The following is an 18,871-nucleotide window of genomic DNA, read 5'->3' as shown; positions in this document are numbered from 1 at the left end:
ACCGGTTGTGCGGGCAGCAGATTGAGGAACGGATGTAATGGATTTCAGCGACAGCCAGGGAGCGGACGCAGCAATGGAAACGATGGTGCGGGACACGGTCATGAGCGCGGATGCTGCGGTGACCGCTGGGATCAAGGCCGAAGCGACCGATGTCGATCGCAAGCTGGAAGCGCGCAGCGATTCCAAGGAAGTGAAGGCGCAGCTCTATCCGGTCGAGGTCGATCATTCGCGTGACGCGCTGCTCACCGATTTCGGCAAGGATACGCTGACCGACCGCTATCTGCTGCCGGGCGAGCGCTACCAGGATCTGTTCGTCCGCGTGGCCTCTGCCTATGCCGACGATGCCGCGCATGCGCAGCGCCTGTACGACGCGATCTCGCAATTGTGGTTCATGCCCGCGACGCCGGTGCTGTCGAACGGCGGCACCGGGCGCGGCCTGCCGATCAGCTGCTACCTCAATTCGGTGCCCGACAGCCTGAACGGCATCGTCGACACCTGGAACGAGAATGTCTGGCTCGCCTCGCGTGGCGGCGGGATCGGCACCTATTGGGGCAATGTCCGCGGCATCGGCGAGCCGGTCGGCCTCAATGGCAAGACCAGCGGCATCATCCCGTTCGTGCGCGTGATGGATTCGCTGACGCTGGCAATCAGCCAGGGTTCGTTGCGCCGCGGCTCGGCCGCCTGCTATCTCGACGTGTCGCACCCCGAGATCGAGGAGTTCCTCGAGATCCGGAAGCCCTCGGGCGATTTCAACCGCAAGGCGCTCAACCTGCATCACGGCGTGCTGCTGACCGATGCGTTCATGGAAGCGGTGCGTGCGGGCGACGAATGGGTGCTGCGCAGCCCCAAGGACCAGTCCGAGCGTGGCCGCGTCGATGCCCGCAGCCTGTTCCAGAAGCTGGTCGAGACCCGTCTCGCCACCGGTGAGCCGTACATCGTGTTCGCCGATCACGTGAACAAGGCGATGCCCAAGCATCACCGCGATCTCGGCCTCAAGGTCTCGACCTCGAACCTGTGCAGCGAGATCACGCTGCCGACCGGCAAGGACCATCTCGGCAACGAGCGCACGGCGGTCTGCTGCCTGTCGTCGCTGAACCTCGAAACCTGGGACCAGTGGAAGGACCAGAAGGGCTTTATCGAGGACGTGATGCGCTTCCTCGACAACGTGCTGCAGGATTATATCGACCGTGCCGAACCCGGCATGGAGCGTGCGGCCTATAGCGCGGCGCGCGAGCGCTCGGTCGGCCTGGGCGTGATGGGCTTCCACTCCTTCCTGCAGGCCCGCGGCCTCGCCTTCGAAGGCGCGATGGCCAAATCGTGGAACCTGCGCATGTTCAAGCACATCAAGGGCCAGGTCGACGAAGCGTCGATGCAACTCGCGGTGGAACGCGGGCCCTGCCCGGATGCTGCCGACATGGGCGTGATGGAACGCTTCAGCTGCAAGATGGCGATCGCGCCAACCGCGTCTATCAGCATCATCTGCGGCGGCACCAGCGCGTGCATCGAGCCGATCCCGGCCAACATCTACACGCACAAGACGCTCAGCGGCTCGTTCTCGATCAAGAACCCGTATCTCGAGAAATTGCTGATCGAAAAGTCGAAGAACAGCGATGCGGTATGGAATTCGATCCTGGAGCAGGGCGGCTCGGTACAGCATCTCGATTTCCTCAGCATCGAGGAAAAGGATTGCTACAAGACCAGCTTCGAGATCGACCAGCGCTGGCTGCTCGAGCTGGCCGGCGATCGCACGCCCTATATCGATCAGGCGCAGTCGCTGAACCTGTTCATCCCGGCCGATGTCGAGAAATGGGACCTGCTCATGCTCCACTTCCGCGCCTGGGAACTGGGCATCAAGTCGCTTTACTATCTGCGTTCGAAGAGCGTGCAGCGCGCAGGCTTTGCCGGTGGCGTCGAGAACGACAACACGATCGACAAGCCCAAGTACGAGTTCGAAACGACCGATTACGATGAATGCCTGGCGTGTCAGTAGCCGGCGGCTGATAGGGGCCTGACATGGACCAGAAATCGGGCTGCACAGCGATTGCGGTGATCGTCGGCGTGGTGTTGCTGCTGCTCGCCATGTTCGCTTACCCGCAATACCGCGTCTATTCGCAACGGCTGGCAGGCGAGGCGGCGCTGGCCGAGGCGCAATCCTCGCGGCAGGTCGCCATTCTGGAAGCGCGCGCGAAGAAGGAAAGTGCCGTTGCGCTCGCGGAGGCGGAAGTGACGCGAGCGCGCGGTGCTGCGCAGGCTAATGCGATATTGCAGAACAGTCTCGGCGGCCCCGAAGGCTATCTACGTTATCTTCAGATTCAAGCGCTGGAATCGAGCCGTGCTACGTTGATCTACGTGCCGACGGAGGCCGGGTTGCCGGTTACCGAGGCCCGGCGTCTTGCGACCGACCCACCTGTGGTCGATCGCTGATCATGCCTTCGATGCGATCCTCCCTGACAGCAAAAACCCCGGCCCGCAGGGTGCGGACCGGGGCTTTGCGTTCGGCAGGTGAGAAGGGCTTAGGCCTCTTCTTCCAGGCCGATCGCGACGTCGGCATTCGCGCTCAGGCGGACCTTGTCGCCCTCGACCTCGGCGACCAGGCCGCCCGAGATGTAATGGTGATGCCCCTCGTGCGTGCCGGTGCCTTCGTTGACCTGCGCGCCCGAATCCTTCTTGGTCAGCTTGATGCGGTCGCCCTCGACATGGTCGACGGTGCCGACATGCACGCCGTCCGCGCCGATGACTTCCATATGTTCCTGAATTGCACTCAGATCGGCCATGGTAACAGCTCCTTCGTTACGGTTGCGGCATCTGAACGCACGACAGGCGAGTTGGTCGCATGAGCTGGCAGATCGTCATCATGTACACGGTCGCGGTGCTGTTCGCCGTCACCGGCGTGGTGCTGCTGATCGCGCTCGTGCGGCCCGCCGGCCCGGCCAAGGTCTATGTGTTCCGCATGGTCGGCATCATGGCATTGTCGCTCGGCATCGTGCTCGCCATGTCGGCCACCGCGATGTGGCGCTGGAGCGGTGCGGCATGAGCATCATCCATTCCATGAACAAGGCGAGGCGTCCGACATGGTGACATTGCTGTACGGCATGATGATCCTGGGCGGCGCGATCGCGTTCATCGGCGGCGGCGTGCTGCTGGTGTTCGGCAAGCAGATGCGCGCGCGCGACGAGGCCGCCGGCCGCATCACCGCCAAATATCCCACCCCGCAGGCACAGCGCCGGCTGGCGATCGTCATCACGGCGATCGGCCTGGCCTGCCTGCTGCTAGCCTTCATTTTCTAAGTTTCACCGGAGTTTACCCCAATGTCCCTCACCGAAGCCCGCAAGCAGTACAAGCCGTTCGAATACCCCTGGGCGTTCGATTTCTGGAAGCGCCAGCAGCAGATCCACTGGATGCCCGAGGAAGTGCCCTTGGGCGAGGATTGCCGCGATTGGGCGCAGAAGCTTTCCGAGCACGAGCGCAACCTGCTGACGCAGATCTTCCGCTTCTTCACCCAGGCGGACGTCGAGGTGCAGGATTGCTATCATGAGAAATACGGCCGCATCTTCAAGCCGACCGAGATCAAGATGATGCTGGCTGCGTTCAGCAACATGGAGACGGTGCACATCGCCGCCTACAGCCATCTGCTCGACACGATCGGCATGCCCGAGAGCGAATATGGCGCCTTCCTCGAATATAGCGAGATGAAGGACAAGCACGATTACCTGCAGACCTTCGGCGTCGACAGCGACGAGGATATCGCCAAGACGCTCGCCATGTTCGGCGGCTTCACCGAGGGGCTGCAGCTGTTCGCCAGCTTCGCCATGCTGATGAACTTCCCGCGCTTCAACAAGATGAAGGGCATGGGCCAGATCGTCACCTGGTCGATCCGCGACGAGAGCTTGCACTGCGAAGGCATCATCAAGCTGTTCCACGCCTTCTGCAAGGAGCGGAACTGCTTCACCAAATCGGTTCAGTCCGACATTCGCGAGATGTGCCAGCACACCGTGCACCTGGAGGACAATTTCATCGATCTCGCGTTCGAGATGGGCCCGGTCAACGGCATGACCCCCAAGGAGATCAAGAAGTACATCCGCTACATCGCCGATTGGCGCCTGGGGCAATTGGGCCTGAAGCCGATCTACATGATCGACGAACATCCGCTGCCGTGGCTGGCGCCGATGCTCAACGGCGTCGAGCACGCCAATTTCTTCGAACAGCGCGCCACCGAATATTCCAAGGCCGCAACGCGCGGCAATTGGAACGACGTGTGGGACGGCTTCGACAAGCGCCAGAAGGCCAAGGCCGGCCCGGCGGCTAATGAGGAGGTGATGTCCGGTGCGGATATGTTTTCGCAGGCGGGGGTTGCGGCGGAGTAATTGAACATTCCTCCAGAACGCGATAAGAAACAAATGTGGAACAGTCGCCATCCTGCAATGATTCGGAACGACAGCCCATGTGGGTTCGCACGCCGATGCCTATGCTAGACGTGAGAGCAATTGCGAATGTGGTCTTAGACCGAGCTGACGAGCTCGGTCTAAACGTCACAAATATGGCACTAAACAAGATAGCCTACTTTGTGCATTGTGATTATCTCCTGGAAAAAGGAGAACCTCTGGTTGGCGCGAAAATAGAAGCTTGGCAGCACGGACCCGTTTTTCGAGAAATTTATCACGAATTTAAACGCTGGAACGACGCTCCGATTCGTAGCCGTGCTACAAAAGTCGATCCTTTTTCTGGCGAAGTAAAAACTGCCGATGTCACATTTGGACTGGAAGAAAAAAGATATATTTTTGACCTAATCGATAGATACGTGAGATTTACCGCGGGGCAGTTGCGGGCCATTTCTCATGCTCAAGATGGACCTTGGCATGTGGTTTGGGGCCACGAAGGCAACTCAAATCCTGGAATGAAGATTAGCAATGAGTTGATTATTCAGCACTATTCTCCCGGAGCGCGTCAATGACAGATTATAGTGATCCCCTGTTCAGAAAACTTGACAAAATCCCCGGCGCGCCGAATTTTGTGCGCTACAACTTTGCGGAGTTGGTGAAAACGCTCAAGGCGTATGTTCAGTTTGCCAAAGGCATGCCGACGGTTAGCTACGCGCAGGGGATCACCTTAGTCAAAGACCTAGTTCTGGGTCTGATTGATAGCGAGCAGGCCAAAAAGGCTGCGCGGAAAATCAAAGATTCTCCTTCAAAAAGTGCCATCATCGGCTTCGTGGACGCATTTTGCGTCTATGCCGAAGATCGGAAATACCTCGCAACTCCCACGTACAGCGAATTCTCCGCTTCATTTCCGATTGGCCGAGATCTCTTTATTCCGGTCAAGCCAACGCTTGTTGCTCGCGAAGGTGGCCAGCTTAAGCCCGTGTTTGTGTTTGGCTGGAAATCCGTTCCACTCACGACGTATCAGCGACGACTGCTAATGACGATTTTCGAAGACGCGATCTTCTCGCTTACTGATTTTGAAAGTTCTGATGCGGAGATCGTTTTTCTTCCCGAGGTTAACGGCGAGCGTAAGTCAGAAGTCTGGCACCGCGGAGACTACGACCTGTTGTCGCATACTGAAGTTCGGAATCAGCTCGAAGTATTTCTGTCTGCCCGCGAGTCGGCGTATCCCATAATCGCTGACTGGCTCAAAACCCGGAAGAAAGGCCCTCAACCCGCCGTCGTCGTTGACGATACAGAGCAGCGAGACTGGATCTACAGCCCTCACCGCCTCCGAAACATTAAGTCGCTGAGCCACGCGGGCCGGCAAACTAGTCACCGTTCTTAGGGGCAGGCGAAGGCGCATCGTTGACCAAGGACGCGATCCCACGCTTAACGGTTTCATAATTAACCAGTCTACCAGCAGCCACGTCGGCCTCAGCGCGATTGTCAGCCGTTATCTCCATGTCCTGATCCACTAGCCCGCACGGGATCACCGAACACGGTCGCGAGTGTGTGCCAGCCCGCGTTTGATCTTCGCGTTCTCCAAATCCACATAGCCAGGCTCTCGCGCGCCACCTTGCTCAGCGAGTTTGCCAGCAGAGTGACGATCGATTCCATCGCCTAAATATACGCTCGCCGCCACCGAACGAAAGCGCCCTCACCCCCGCAACCACGACAGCACGAACGGCCGCCGCGGCGCGCTTGTCCCGTTCGGGGTCGCCACATCGATGTCTTGGCGATGGAACTGCCGGTACAGCACGATGCTCAGCACCGCGGCATAGAAGCACCATACCGAGGCGAAGGCATAGCCCTTCACCAGATGCACGATCGTCAGCCCGATCACGTTGAGCACGCCATATCCGCGCACCACGCGGTGCGTCGACAGCAGCAGCGCGCCGCACGTCGCCAGGATATACAGCAGCGACACCCACAACTTGCTGGTGATCGGGTTGCTATAGGCGAGCGAATGCTGGTCGATCACGGCGCAGGTCGGTGCGACGACCAGCCCGGTCATGTTGAACGCAAACACCAGCGCGCCGACCCCGCACAGCGCCAGGATCGCGCCGCGCCGCCATCCCGGCGGCTCCATCAGCGCCACCGCGGCAGGCATCAGCAGCGGCAGGATGCCGATCGCATAGAGCGTGTAGAGGAAGACGAGGTGATCGCGCGCGGTCGGCCCCAGCCGCCCCTCGAGCGCGAGCCACACCATCCCTTCGGAGAATTGGTGCACCGCGAACAGCAGCGGCACGCAGGCGAACAGCAACGCGCGCGGCTCGCGCACATGGCGCAGCGTCGCCACGCCGATCGTCGCCAACACGGCCGAAGCGGTGAAGCTGGCGGTGGCCGAGAAGCACATGGGGGGACTTTCCTGGGATGTGGGTTGCGCCAGATGCCGCTATTGGACGGGGAATAGCCAGCAACGATCCTGCACATGCACCTTGACCGGGTCAAGCGACGCACCGGCACCCTCGGCCGCTTCGCCCGCACGTTCTTGCGGGGCGATTATGTGCTGTCCTACAGGAACCAGAACGGTTAAATGATTCGGCTCTGACAGGAGCTCCCGCGATGCACTCTAGTGCCCCGACCGTTACCCACGTCGCAATTATCGATCTCGCTGACGGTACGCCGTGCCGTTACGCTCGCGCGCCAATGTTGAGAGGCGCGGGCGCCGCCTTGCGCGAAAACACGTTTCTGGCTCAACAGTGTCAACATTCGCGCACGGGATTTGGCAGAAAACCGACGTTTCTACGTTGAACCGAGCGGTTGAGCGTTCCGCCGCCGCGATGACGTTCAACCGATCGGTTGTCTGTCGATAGGCCGGCATTGGCAAGGCTACCGCCCACTGCCCAAACCCGCTTGACGCCCCAAAGAACATGATACAACATCACCTTCGCAGCGTGTCGCTGCATCAGAGTGGAGGTTGCCATGACTGCCCGTTCCACCACGTTCCGCCGCACCCAGGAAGACACCGCACCTTTTTCCGAGATGAACATCACGCCGCTGATCGACGTGCTGCTCGTCCTGTTGGTGATGATGATCCTCACCATCCCGATCATGACCCACGAGATACCCGTGGATCTGCCGCAGCCGGCGCCCGGCCCGGTGGAGACCCGCGCGGTGCACCGCATCGATCTGGCGGCCGATGGCGGGCTCAGCTGGGATGGCGCACCGCTCGAAGTTGCGGCGCTGCCCGCGCGGCTCGCCGGCTATCTGCGCGAGGACAATGCCGTGCTGCACATCAGCGCCGCCCCCGCCGCGCGCTACGAACGGTTCGATCAGACGTTGGCGGTGATCAAGCGCGCCGGAGTGACGCGGCTCGGTTTCGTCGGCAACGAACGCTTCCGTGATTTCAGCGCGGGCCCGGCGCCGGTCGTCCCGTCCGGGGATCGCGCGGCGATTTAGCGGGGAACGCGTGGCGACGAACTTGCGTTAGGGCGGTCAACTTTTGTCACCCAAGGACATGGCCCCATGCGCCTGATCGCCGCGCTACCGCTGTTGCTCGCCGCCTGTTCCGGCACCGAAACGGTCGGCGGCAACAACAATGTCGACATCAATGCCGCGGCTGAGCAGGCGCAGGACAGCATCGACAATTACGCCGCCACGACCGCCGAGCGTCCGGCTACCGCCGCGACGCCCGTGCCGGACCCGACACCCTCGCCGACGGCCAGCGAGGCGCCGGCTGGCAACGACTCGGCCCTGACGCCGCTCGACCCACCGGCGCCCGGCACCCCCGGCGGCCTGCCGGACGATCGCACGCCGATCTCCGAAGCGCCCTTCGCCGCCGACAGCGCACAGGGCGCCGCCAATGTCGTGCAGACCTATTACGCCCTGCTCGGCGAGAAGAAGTACCGCCAGGCCTGGGCCCTGTGGGGCCATGACGGCAAGGATTCGGGCCAGTCGGCGGCAGCGTTCGCGGCCAGCTTCGACGCCTACAGCGAATATCACGCCAATGTCGGCGCGCCGGGCACGGTGGAGGCGGGGATGAGCCAGCGCTGGGTGACCGTGCCGGTGCAGGTCTACGCCCGGCTGAAGCGCGGCACGCCGGTCTATGGCCTCGGTACTGCGCAACTGCACCGCATCGTGGAGGGGGTCGGCGGACCCGCCTCGCAGCAACGCTGGCACATCCGCAGCATCGACGTGAAGCTGCGGCCCAAGGGCTGAGGCTGGTCGCTCGGCCACGGCTCGGCTAAGCCGGTGCCATGCCCGCAGAGATCACCCCGGACACCGAGCATCGCGGCATGGTCGCCGCCCTGCCGGCGCGCCTTCGCCCGTTCGCCTTGCTCGCCCGGTTCGACCGGCCGATCGGCTGGTGGCTGCTGTTCTGGCCAGGCGCCTGGGCGGTCGCCTTGGCCGGCGGGGCAATCCAGCGCTGGGACCTGATCCTCTGGCTACTTCTCGGCGCCATCGCCATGCGCGGCGCCGGCTGTGTCTATAACGACATCGTCGACCGCGATCTCGACGCCCAGGTCGCCCGCACCCGCAGCCGCCCACTGGCCAGCGGCGCCGTCTCGCTGAAGGCGGCATGGGTGTGGCTGGTAACGCTGTGCCTGATCGGGCTCGTCGTCCTGCTGCAACTGCATCTGTATGCCGCAATCGTGGCGCTGCTGAGCCTGGCGCCGGTCGCCGCCTATCCCTTCATGAAGCGCATCACCTGGTGGCCGCAGGCTTGGCTTGGCCTGGTGTTCAGCTGGGCGGCGTTGGTCGGGTGGAGCGACGTGGCCGGTGCACTGACCGTGCCCGGCCTGTTGCTCTATGCCGGGTCGATCGCCTGGGTGGTGGGCTACGATACGATCTACGCGCTGCAGGACCGCGAGGACGATGCGCTGATCGGCGTGCGCTCCTCCGCGCTGCGGCTGGGCAGCAGGGTGCGCGGCGGGGTGGGGATGTTCTACGCAGTGGCGCTGGCATTATGGGCGGCGGCGTTCTGGCTGGTCCGGCCCGACCTGTTGGCGCTGGCCGCCTTGGTGCCGCTGGCGTGCCATCTCGCCTGGCAGGTGGTGACGCTGACGCCCGGCGACGGTGCGGGCGCGCTCCACCGTTTTCGCAGCAACCGTTTCGCCGGCTTGCTGATGTTCGCCGCCTGTATCGTCGTCGGGACGGCATCCACGCTTTGACCTTGGGGCCGGGCGTACCTAAGTCCTGCTCATGCTGAACACCGATCAGGCGCGAGACCGCGCCGCCGATATCGTCTCCCGTGCCACCGCCGCCGGGGCCGACGCCGCCGACGCCGTCTATGCCGCGGATACCGCCCTCGACGTATCCGTGCGCCTGGGCGCGCTGGAGGATGTCGGCCGTTCCGAAAGCGCCGAACTGGGCTTGCGTGTCTTCGTCGGCAAGCGGACGGCGAGCGTCTCCACCTCCGATCTGTCGCAGGACGCGCTGGCTGCCTTGGTCGAGCGCGCGATCGCCATGGCGCGCGAGGCACCGGAGGACGAATGGGCCGGGCTGGCACCGGCCGATCGCCTGCTGCACGGTGCGCCGCCGCAGCTCGACCTTGACGATGGCGGCGAGGTCGAACCCGCGCAGCTGAAAGCCGCCGCGCTAGAGGCGGAGGATGCCGCGCGTGCCGTGCCGGGCGTGACCAACAGCGAAGGCGGCGGCGCCTCTGCCTCGCGCAGCATCTGGGCACTGGCGACAAGCCACGGCTTTGCCGCCGCTTATGCCGCGACCGGCTACGGCATTTCCGCCAGCCTGCTGGCCGGCGAAGGCGGGCAGATGGTGCGCGACTACGATCACCACGGCGCGCGGCACCGCAACCGATTGATGTCGCCGGCAGAGATCGGCCGCGGCGCGGGTGAGCGCACGGTCGCCCGCGTCAATCCGGGCACGATCAAAAGCGGGACGATGCCGATCGTCTTCGATCCGCGGGTCGGCTCGTCGATGCTGAGCCACCTGATCGGCGCGATCTCGGGTTCGTCGATCGCGCGCAAGACCAGCTTCCTGCTCGACGCGCTCGGCACTCGCGTGTTTGCGGACGGGGTGACGATCAGCGACGATCCGCACCGACCGCACGGGCTGCGCTCGCGTCCGTTCGACGGTGAAGGGCTCCCCGTCTCGCCGACCGAGTTCGTGCGCGATGGCGTGCTGGAGACCTGGCTGCTCGACAGCGCGTCGGCCCGGCAGTTGGGCCTGGAGCCGACCGGCCATGCCGCACGCGGCATCGGCGGCAATCCCGGCGTCGCCACCAGCAACCTGTTCATGGCCGCGGGGCATGTGCCGGTCGCAACGCTGATCGGCGACATTGCCGACGGGATCTACGTCACCGAGATGCTCGGCGGAGGCGCCAACGGCGTGACCGGCGATTACAGCCGCGGTGCAGCCGGCTTCCGCATCGAAGGCGGTGAGATCACCACGCCGGTCGCGGAATTCACCATCGCCGGCAACGTCAAGGACATGTTCCTGGCACTCACCCCGGCGAACGACCTGGAGTTCCGCTATGGCAGCAACGTGCCGACGTTGCGCATCGACGGGATGACGGTCGCGGGTGCCTGATCTTGCCGATCAGGTGGCGGCGATCGCTGCCGAGGCCGGCGCGTTGGCGCTGGCCAAGTGGCGCACCGATTTTGCGCGCTGGGAAAAGGCCCCGGGTAACCCGGTGTGCGACGTCGATCTCGAGGTGAACAGCTTCCTGCGCACCCGGCTGGAAGCGCTGCTGCCCGATGCCGGCTGGCTGTCCGAGGAGACCGCGGACAATGCCGATCGCCTGTCGCGTGACCGCGTATGGGTGGTCGATCCGATCGACGGCACGCGCGACTATATCCGCGGTCGCCCCGGTTGGGCGGTGTCGGTGGCGCTGGTCGAGCATGGCCGGCCAGTAATTGCCGTACTCGATGCGCCGGCGCGCGGCGAGGTGTGGCTGGCGCAGGCAGGGCAGGGGGCGACGCTCAACGGCCACCTGATCCATGTCGGCGATCGCCGCGATTTCGCCGGCGCGCGCGTGCCGACCGATGCCTTGCCCAAGATCGACAGCGATCTCATTCCCGTCGACAAGCCCAACTCGATCGCCCTGCGCATCGCGATGGTGGCGGCGGACCGGGCCGATCTCGTCGCGACGCTGCGCTGGGGACATGAATGGGACATCGCCGCGGCGGTGCTGATCGCCGCGGAAGCCGGGGCGAGCGTCAGCGACGCACTGGGCCAGCCGCTCGACTTCAACACGCCCAGCGCCCAGGCGTTCGGCGTGCTTGTATCCACACCGGGTATACATCAGGCTGGCGTCGAACGGCTCAGCGAGCGGGCGTACAGGCTTTCGCAATAACTCCTCCCCGGCAGGGGGAGGTGGCATGCGCAGCATGACGCAGCGGTGGGCCGGCAGCGGTGGCGCTTGGGAAAGGCCCCCTCCACCATTCGGCTGAAGGAGCCGAAAGGTTCCTCCCCGGGGAGGATCAGCCCACCCCATCCTCGCGGTACTTGATCTCCAGGAACCGTCCGCGCGTCGCCAGCAGGTTGAGATCACCCTCCGCCAGTTGCGCGGACATGCCGGCGATCTGCTCGTCGATTACCTTCAGCCCGTCGGCCAGCTGCGCATCGGGCGTCTTTCCGTTGCGCTCGATCCCACGCAACGCGCTCGGTACGCGGGCATAGCCTTTCAGCAGTTCCGGCAATTGCTCGCCGATCAGCTTGCGCACTTCCGTCGCTGCCGGCTCCGCTTCGTTCAGCGTGGCAAGCTGCGGCGCGATGCCTTCCAGGCGCACGCCGATCCCGTCCACCAGCGTCTGCGCCGGTGCAGGCAAAGCAGGGCGCTGCGTCTCCAGCCATTGCTCGGTCTTTAGCGGCAACTGCTTGAGCGGGACCTGGCCAAGAGCCTCGGGAGTGACTTGCGGCGTGACGGGGAAGATCGCCAGCGCCAGCGTGGCCGCGATCAGCGCCGCCATGACCAGCATCGCGCCGCCGATGCCGAGCGGTACAATCCACCCCACCACCACGGCCGCCACCAGGATCGCCACGTCGGCCGCGACAATCCGCCCGAGCCGCGTCATGATCTCCGTGCCCTGGCGCTTGCGTCGCCGCTTGCTCAGCGATGCACTGCGTTTGCGCGTACGATCGAGATATTCGCTGCTGCGCGCGATCTGGCGATCGACGTCGGTCATGATAATGCCCTGTCATCCCCGCGAAGGCGGGGATCCATAATCTCGAACGTAAGCGCACGAAACGCACGATCAGCCGGTATAGATTCCCGCCTTCGCGGGAATGACGGATATGTGGTTAGGAAGGAAGCAGAAGCCGTCACCTTACAGCGCCTCCAGCTTGAACGTCTCGCCGCCCGAACCGCTATTCTGGGCCGCACCTTCCGCCCGGGCGATATACCCCTTCGACTTCTCGACCTCGTCGCCCAGCGTGTTGACCGTCGTCTTCATGCTATCGAGCGCCTTCAGCTTGAACGTGTCGATCGCATCCATCGTGTCGTAGATGTTCTGGAACGCGCGCTGCAGCACTTCGATCGGGATCGTGGCGCTGGCCGCTTGTTCGTGGATCGTCGCCGTCTGGCTCTTCAGCAATTTACCGGTCGAATCGATGATGTTGGCGGTGGTCGTGTTCAGCGCGGTGATCTGCTCCAGCACCAGTCTCTGGTTGGTCAGCGCCTGTGCCACCGTCACCGCCGTGCGCAGCGCCGAGACCGTCGTCGTCGATGCGCGATCGACGCCCTTCACCAGCTCGACATTGTTCTTCTTGACCAGGTCGAGCGCAAGATAGCCCTGCACCGTCACGGCCATCTGCGTCAGCAGATCCTGCGTGCGCTGGCGGACATAGAAGAGCGCACTCTCGCGGATCGCCTTGGCTTTGGCGGGGTCGCTATGGTCGAGATCGTTGGCCTTGTCCTCAAGCCGCGCGTCCATTTCCTTGGACAGCACGATCATCTGCTCCAGCCGCCCCATCGCGGACCACAGATTGGCACGCTCCACGTCGATCGCGGCATTGTCCATCAGCAGCTCGTCCTTGCCGCCGGAGAGCGACTTCAGGATCGAGGCAATGTGCGTCTGCGACGATTTGTAGCTATCGAAATAATTGCGCATGTTGCTGCCGAACGGGATCAGGCCGAACAGTTTCTTGGGCGCAGTCAGATTGCCGCGACGGCCGGGATCGAGATCTTCCACTGTGCGCCGCAATTCGGCCAGATCCTTGCCGACGCCGGTCTCCTGGTCCATCGCGCGGGTCGGCCGATCGAGAAAGCGGTTCGATTGCCCCGCCGCATCGCGGATTTCCTTTTGCCCCATCGCGCTGATCGCATCGACACGCTTGCCAAATTCGGGCGAGTTCACATCCTGCGCGACCAGATCGTCGACGAACGTCTCGACGCGCTTCTGCAACTCGCTGCGCTTGGCGTCGTCGACCGGCACCAGCCCGACCGCCTTTTCGGCGGACACCACCGGCACGGGATCTGGCGGCGTCAGCACCAGACCCTGCTCGGCGGTCAATGTTTCGGTTGCGGTCGCCATTGTCGATCTCCAGCACGATTGACCGGGATTTTGGGCGCTAAACCCGCAGCGTTCAAGTGTATTATGTCAATAGAACGCTGGCGAGCCGTGATCTGCAAACAATTGTCACGCGAAACACATCGATCCGACCCGAAGCTGCAACAACCTGCCCGTACGCGCCGCATTGCAACAAAAGGGAACCCGCATGACCAAGCTTTTCGTCCGCGGCAGCATCGCCGCGCTGCTCGCCTGCACGTCGAATGTCGCCATGGCGCAAGCCGTGGTGCAGCCGGACCAGCCCGAGCAGCCGGAAAGCTTTGCGGGCGGCGAGGATATCGTCGTGACCGCGCAGAAGCGCGAACAGCGTATCCAGGACGTGCCGCTGACCGTCACCGCAGTGACCGGCGCGCGCATGGCCGAACTCGGCGTCAATTCGCTGACCGAAGTTGCGATGTATGTCCCCGGCCTGCGCATTCAGGAGCAGAGCGCGAACAATCCCGGCTTCGTGATCCGCGGCATCACCTCCGACAACGGCTCGTCGCAGCAGGGCGCGCGCGTCACGCTATATTATAATGGCATCGATATTTCGCGGTCGCGCGGCGCCTATCAGGATCTGTACGATCTCGAGCGCATCGAGGTGGTGAAGGGACCGCAGGCGACCTTGTTCGGCACGGCATCGGCGGTCGGCGCGGTGTCGATCATCTCGGCCCGGCCAGTTGCCGGCACGTCGGGCGGGATCACCGCCTCATACGGCAATTACGATCGCACGCAGGTGTCGGGCTTCCTCAACGCGGGCAACGACGTCCTCTCCGGTCGCCTGGCCTTCGCCTACAAGTATCGCGATGGCTACGTCCGCAACATTGCCGGCGATCCCAAGATCGCCAACCAGAACCAGGGCAGGGTCAATCAGGACGATCTGAACGGCCAGGATCAGCGCGGCATCCGCGGGTCGCTGCGTTTCGTGCCGTCGGACAGCGTCACCGCCGATCTCGTGCTGACCTATGATGGGCAGCGTAACCCGGGTACCGCGTTCAAGAGCCGCGCCTTTGCGCCGACCGGCGGCCAGACCGGCGATTACGGCTATGCCGAACTGTCCGGCTCGCCCTTCAGCAAGGAAGTGCTGGGCGATCGTAAGCTTGGCCTCAAGCGCAACGTGTATGACGCGAACCTGACGATCGCCATCGACGTCGCGCCCGGCGTTACCTTCACCACAGTCAACGGCTATCGCCGCTTCGACGCCAACGAAGTGTTCGACGCCGATGGTGGCCCGGCCTGGTATCTCGAATTCGCCGAAGACGCCAAGGGCGACCAGTGGAGCCATGAAGGCCGCTTCAACTTTACGGGCGACAAATTGCGCGCCTCGTTTGGCTGGAACGCCTTCTTCGAAAACGGCTATCAGCGCGTGCCGTTCTCGACCGAAGAAGGCACCTACATCGCTTGCTCGGTCGCTGGGGCCTACGCCCCCGTCCGCGCGGCGTTGACGGCTGCCGGTGTGCCTACTGGCCCGGGCTGCGTCGCGCCCAACGGCACGATACCCGCGGCGGCGCTCGCCACGCGCTTGCTCAGCGCCGGCAGGCTGACCCAGCAGGCATATTCGTCGGAGTTCACCAATTTCGGCCGCAACAACACCTATTCGGTATTTGCAGACGCTACCTGGATGCCGATACCGGCCCTAGAGATCACCGCCGGCGCGCGCGTGCTGATCGAGGATCGCAAGTCGGGCTACAGCTCGGTGCAGCCCAACTCGGTGCTGCTCGCCGGTCTAGGCATCAATACCAGCCTCCTCGGCACCGCCAATACCGGCGGCCGCAAGTTCGAGGCGCAGCGCAGCTTCGCCGCCCTGCTGCCGCGCTTCAACGTGCTGTACCGCATCGGCGACGGGGTAAACGTCTACGGCACTGTCAGCAAGGGGCGCCGCTCGCCGGTGGTCCAGTTGGCGGCCGCAGCCGCTGTCGGCGGCGCCGTGCCCAATCTGCAGATCGTGCCGGAAGAGGTCGTGTGGAACTACGAAGGTGGCATCAAGGGCAGCATTGGTGCGTTCACCGGCTCGCTCGGCGTGTTCTACCAGCAATATGACGGCTTCCAGTTCTCCGTCACCACGGGTGCCACGACGACGGTCGAAAGCGCCAATGCCAAGAATCTCGGCGTCGAGGCGGAAGGAAATCTGCGGCTCGGCCGCATGGTCTCGCTGTTCGGCAGCTTCGCCTATATCGACGGCAAGCTCAACGACGATCCGGCATTCGGCGTCTATTCGGGCAACCGTTTCCGCCTGCAGCCGGAGATCACGGCATCGGGCGGGATCAACGTGAATGTCCCGCTGAACGACAGCGTGTCGCTCTACGCCGTCCCCTCCGCGACGTATCAGAGCAAGGTGTTCTTCGAATTGCCGAACAGCGAGGCGATCAGCCAGGGCGGCTACACCCTGGTCAACGTGCGCGCCGGTGTCGAGTTCGCGCAGGGTCGCTATCGCATCGGTGGTTTTGCACGCAACCTGACCAAGGAGCGCTACCTGATCGACGCCGGCAACACGGGCGGCGGGTTCGGCGTGCCGACCTACATCGCCGGAGAGCCGCGCTTCTACGGGGTCGAGATCGGCGCCAAGTTCTAACCTCCTAACTTCTATCCTCGCCGTTCCCCCGCGAAAGCGGGGGGCCAGGGCCACAATCGCCATCGCTGGTGACCCTGGACTCCCGCGTTCGCGGGAGAACGTTGCGGTGCAGGACCGGGCGGGATAATCGCGGAAACCAGACAGGGCCTGCCCTCGAACCTTGCTTGTGCGCCCTGCTTGTTTTGCCCCGCCCTTGTTGCGCTGCGACAATTGCGCTAGGGGCGCGCGCACCATCTTCCCCAAGCTAAAGCACCGGATATACTCATGGCCCTCCGCAATGTGGCGATCATCGCGCACGTCGATCACGGCAAGACGACCCTCGTCGACCAGCTGTTCCGTCAGTCCGGCACGTTCCGCGACAACCAGCGCATCGAAGAGCGCGCAATGGATTCCAACGATCTCGAAAAAGAGCGTGGCATCACCATTCTCGCCAAGCCCACGTCAGTCGACTGGACGCCCCCGGGCGAAAGCGAGAGCATCCGCATCAACATCGTCGACACCCCCGGCCACGCTGATTTCGGCGGCGAAGTGGAGCGCATCCTTTCGATGGTCGACGGCGTCGTCCTGCTGGTCGATTCGTCGGAAGGCGCCATGCCGCAGACCAAGTTCGTGACCGGCAAGGCGCTGGCGCTCGGCCTGAAGCCGATCGTCGTCGTCAACAAGGTGGATCGTAACGACGCCCGCATCCAGGAAGTGCTCGACGAAGTGTTCGACCTGTTCGTGTCGCTCGATGCGAACGACGACCAGCTCGATTTCCCCGTCCTCTACGCATCGGGCCGCAACGGTTACGCCTCGGCCGACATGGACGCGCGCGAAGGCACGCTGATCCCGATGTTCGAGACGATCGTGAAGCATGTGCCGCCCCCCGCCGTGGAAGTCGCCGGCGTGCCGTTCACCTTCCTCGTCACCCTGCTCGACCGCGATCCGTTCCTCGGCCGCATCCTCACCGGCCGCGTGAACTCGGGCGTGGTGAAGACCAACCAGGCGATCCACGCGCTCGATAATGACGGCAAGATCGTCGAGACCGGCCGTGCATCGAAGATCATGTCGTTCCGCGGCCTGGATCGCGTGCCGGTCGACGAAGCCAAGGCAGGCGACATCATCAGCCTCGCCGGCCTGACTGTCGCAACGGTCGCCGACACCATCGCCGACGTCAGCGTGACTGAGCCGCTGCACGCGCAGCCGATCGATCCGCCGACGTTGTCGATGCGTTTCGCGGTGAACGATTCGCCGATGGCTGGCCGCGAGGGCACGAAGGTGACCAGCCGCATGATCCGCGAGCGCCTGTTCCGCGAAGCCGAATCCAACGTTGCCGTGAAGGTGACGGAAGCGGCCGACAAGGACAGCTTCGAAGTCGCGGGCCGCGGCGAGCTTCAGCTCGGCGTGCTGATCGAGACGATGCGCCGCGAGGGCTTCGAGCTTGGCATCAGCCGCCCGCGCGTGCTGTTCGGCGAGGACGAGGACGGCAACAAGACCGAGCCGTACGAGACGGTCATCATCGACGTCGATGATGAGCATTCGGGCACGGTCGTCGAGAAGATGAACATTCGCAAGGCCGAGATGACCGACATGCGTCCCTCGACCGGTGGCAAGACGCGCATCACCTTCTCCGCGCCGTCGCGTGGCATGATCGGCTATCACGGCGAGTTCCTGTCGGACACGCGCGGCACCGGCATCATGAACCGGCTATTCGAGAAATATGGCCCTCACAAGGGCAAGATCGAAGGCCGCAAGAACGGCGTGCTGATCTCCAACGGCACCGGCGAAGCAAACAACTATGCGCTGGGTCCGCTGGAAGAGCGCGGCATCCTGTTCGTCGGCCACGGCGAGGCGTTGTACGAGGGCATGATCGTCGGCGAAAACGCCAAGCCGGACGATCTCGAAGTCAATCCGATGAAGACCAAGGCGCTGACCAACTTCCGCGCCAGCGGCGGCAAGGACGACCAGGTCCGCCTGACCCCGCCCAAGCGCGCCACGCTGGAGCAGGCCATCGCCTATATCGACGATGACGAACTGGTCGAAGTGACGCCGAAGTCGATTCGCCTGCGCAAGCGCTACCTCGACGCCAACGAGCGCAAGCGCGCGAGCCGCGCCAAGCAGGCGTAAGGCGGGCCGGGCAAAGCGCAGCGTGAGCTGCGCCGCGCCTTGAGGCCCGCCCGGCCGGCCTTGCTATGGCGAGGACCGACGGCGCGGCTTTGCCGCGCCGTTTTTTGCCAGTAGCCCCCACGTCCCCTACCATGGGGGCCCTGGCAGACGGTCGCTTGGTCGCGAAACAGCGGAACGGACATCGCGCTCCATCGCTGCGCCTAACCGCTGCCTCCGCCGGGAAGTAGATTGGCATCGTAATAGAGAGGCCGCAGAAAGGCGGGTCGCGCATGCGCGAGATGCAGAAGTTGGTGAAAGTCTGCTGTGGTTTTGGGCGTTGC

Annotated in this window: 18 protein-coding genes; 14 read left to right on the top strand and 4 right to left on the bottom strand. The window is 63.7% G+C overall.

All coding sequences use genetic code 11. From position 1 onward, the window contains the following. Positions 1-37: 37 nt before the first annotated feature. Both NV382_RS05920 and NV382_RS05915 read left to right on the top strand, forming a co-directional pair. Entirely contained in the window at positions 38-1,990 is a 1,953-nt protein-coding gene (locus NV382_RS05920) for a ribonucleoside-diphosphate reductase subunit alpha (RefSeq protein WP_260599591.1), read from the top strand. A gap of 23 nt (positions 1,991-2,013) precedes the next feature. After that, on the top strand, positions 2,014-2,424 hold the full coding sequence (locus NV382_RS05915; protein ID WP_260599590.1) for an SPFH domain-containing protein: 411 nt from the start codon (positions 2,014-2,016) through the stop codon (positions 2,422-2,424). Positions 2,425-2,513: 89 nt separating this feature from the next. On the opposite strand, the gene NV382_RS05910 is transcribed toward NV382_RS05915, so the two are convergent. After that, entirely contained in the window at positions 2,514-2,774 is a 261-nt protein-coding gene (locus NV382_RS05910; protein ID WP_260599589.1) for a DUF2171 domain-containing protein, read from the bottom strand. 59 nt (positions 2,775-2,833) lie between these two features. On the opposite strand from NV382_RS05910, the gene NV382_RS05905 reads away from it, so the two are divergent. The 5 genes from NV382_RS05905 (at position 2,834) to NV382_RS05885 (ending at position 5,766) form a co-directional block, all read left to right on the top strand. Continuing rightward, positions 2,834-3,034: a hypothetical protein gene (locus NV382_RS05905; protein ID WP_260599588.1), complete on the top strand. Its 201-nt coding sequence runs from the start codon at positions 2,834-2,836 to the stop codon at positions 3,032-3,034. Positions 3,035-3,071: 37 nt separating this feature from the next. After that, positions 3,072-3,287: a hypothetical protein gene (locus NV382_RS05900; RefSeq protein ID WP_260599587.1), complete on the top strand. Its 216-nt coding sequence runs from the start codon at positions 3,072-3,074 to the stop codon at positions 3,285-3,287. A gap of 21 nt (positions 3,288-3,308) precedes the next feature. Next, positions 3,309-4,364 carry a ribonucleotide-diphosphate reductase subunit beta gene (locus tag NV382_RS05895; RefSeq protein ID WP_260599586.1) on the top strand — a complete coding sequence of 352 codons (1,056 nt, stop codon included), beginning with the start codon at positions 3,309-3,311 and terminating at the stop codon, positions 4,362-4,364. Between the two features lie 77 nt (positions 4,365-4,441). After that, positions 4,442-4,951 (top strand): Panacea domain-containing protein, encoded by a 510-nt coding sequence (locus tag NV382_RS05890; RefSeq protein ID WP_260599585.1) that lies wholly within the window; start codon positions 4,442-4,444, stop codon positions 4,949-4,951. Then, on the top strand, positions 4,948-5,766 hold the full coding sequence (locus NV382_RS05885; protein ID WP_260599584.1) for a hypothetical protein: 819 nt from the start codon (positions 4,948-4,950) through the stop codon (positions 5,764-5,766). The genes NV382_RS05890 and NV382_RS05885 overlap by 4 nt, the downstream gene beginning before the upstream one ends. 312 nt (positions 5,767-6,078) lie before the next feature. Here NV382_RS05885 and NV382_RS05880 read toward each other — a convergent pair whose 3' ends face one another. After that, complete coding sequence (locus tag NV382_RS05880) at positions 6,079-6,777, bottom strand: DUF6629 family protein (RefSeq protein ID WP_260599583.1); 699 nt, start codon at positions 6,775-6,777, stop codon at positions 6,079-6,081. A gap of 569 nt (positions 6,778-7,346) precedes the next feature. Between NV382_RS05880 and NV382_RS05875 the strand changes: the two genes are divergently transcribed. From NV382_RS05875 to NV382_RS05855, 5 genes are all read left to right on the top strand, one after another. After that, a complete protein-coding gene (locus NV382_RS05875) occupies positions 7,347-7,823 on the top strand; it encodes an ExbD/TolR family protein (protein WP_260599582.1) in 477 nt (158 codons plus the stop codon). 66 nt (positions 7,824-7,889) lie between these two features. Then, positions 7,890-8,582 (top strand): hypothetical protein, encoded by a 693-nt coding sequence (locus NV382_RS05870; RefSeq protein ID WP_260599581.1) that lies wholly within the window; start codon positions 7,890-7,892, stop codon positions 8,580-8,582. A 38-nt stretch (positions 8,583-8,620) separates the two neighbouring features. Further along, positions 8,621-9,535 carry a 4-hydroxybenzoate octaprenyltransferase gene (ubiA, locus tag NV382_RS05865; protein ID WP_260599580.1) on the top strand — a complete coding sequence of 305 codons (915 nt, stop codon included), beginning with the start codon at positions 8,621-8,623 and terminating at the stop codon, positions 9,533-9,535. A 31-nt stretch (positions 9,536-9,566) separates the two neighbouring features. Continuing rightward, positions 9,567-10,913, top strand: a complete 1,347-nt coding sequence (locus tag NV382_RS05860; protein WP_260599579.1) for a TldD/PmbA family protein — start codon at positions 9,567-9,569, stop codon at positions 10,911-10,913. Next, positions 10,906-11,679 (top strand): 3'(2'),5'-bisphosphate nucleotidase CysQ, encoded by a 774-nt coding sequence (locus tag NV382_RS05855; protein WP_260599578.1) that lies wholly within the window; start codon positions 10,906-10,908, stop codon positions 11,677-11,679. Before NV382_RS05860 ends, NV382_RS05855 begins: the two co-directional genes overlap by 8 nt. A 127-nt stretch (positions 11,680-11,806) precedes the next feature. Here NV382_RS05855 and NV382_RS05850 read toward each other — a convergent pair whose 3' ends face one another. Further along, the gene (locus NV382_RS05850; RefSeq protein ID WP_260599577.1) at positions 11,807-12,511 is read right to left on the bottom strand and encodes a hypothetical protein; all 705 of its coding nucleotides are present in this window, start codon (positions 12,509-12,511) and stop codon (positions 11,807-11,809) included. Positions 12,512-12,652: 141 nt separating this feature from the next. Continuing rightward, positions 12,653-13,858 carry a toxic anion resistance protein gene (locus NV382_RS05845; RefSeq protein WP_260599576.1) on the bottom strand — a complete coding sequence of 402 codons (1,206 nt, stop codon included), beginning with the start codon at positions 13,856-13,858 and terminating at the stop codon, positions 12,653-12,655. Between the two features lie 184 nt (positions 13,859-14,042). Between NV382_RS05845 and NV382_RS05840 the strand changes: the two genes are divergently transcribed. Together NV382_RS05840 and typA are read left to right on the top strand one after the other, a co-directional pair. After that, positions 14,043-16,445 carry a TonB-dependent receptor gene (locus NV382_RS05840; protein ID WP_260599575.1) on the top strand — a complete coding sequence of 801 codons (2,403 nt, stop codon included), beginning with the start codon at positions 14,043-14,045 and terminating at the stop codon, positions 16,443-16,445. A gap of 264 nt (positions 16,446-16,709) precedes the next feature. Next, positions 16,710-18,551, top strand: a complete 1,842-nt coding sequence (gene typA, locus NV382_RS05835) for a translational GTPase TypA (protein ID WP_260599574.1) — start codon at positions 16,710-16,712, stop codon at positions 18,549-18,551. The last annotated feature ends 320 nt before the right edge of the window (positions 18,552-18,871 follow it).

It is taken from the genome of Sphingomonas endolithica, assembly GCF_025231525.1.
Taxonomy (GTDB): Bacteria; Pseudomonadota; Alphaproteobacteria; order Sphingomonadales; family Sphingomonadaceae; genus Sphingomonas; species Sphingomonas endolithica.
This window is presented reverse-complemented; position numbering and strand designations above follow the sequence as displayed.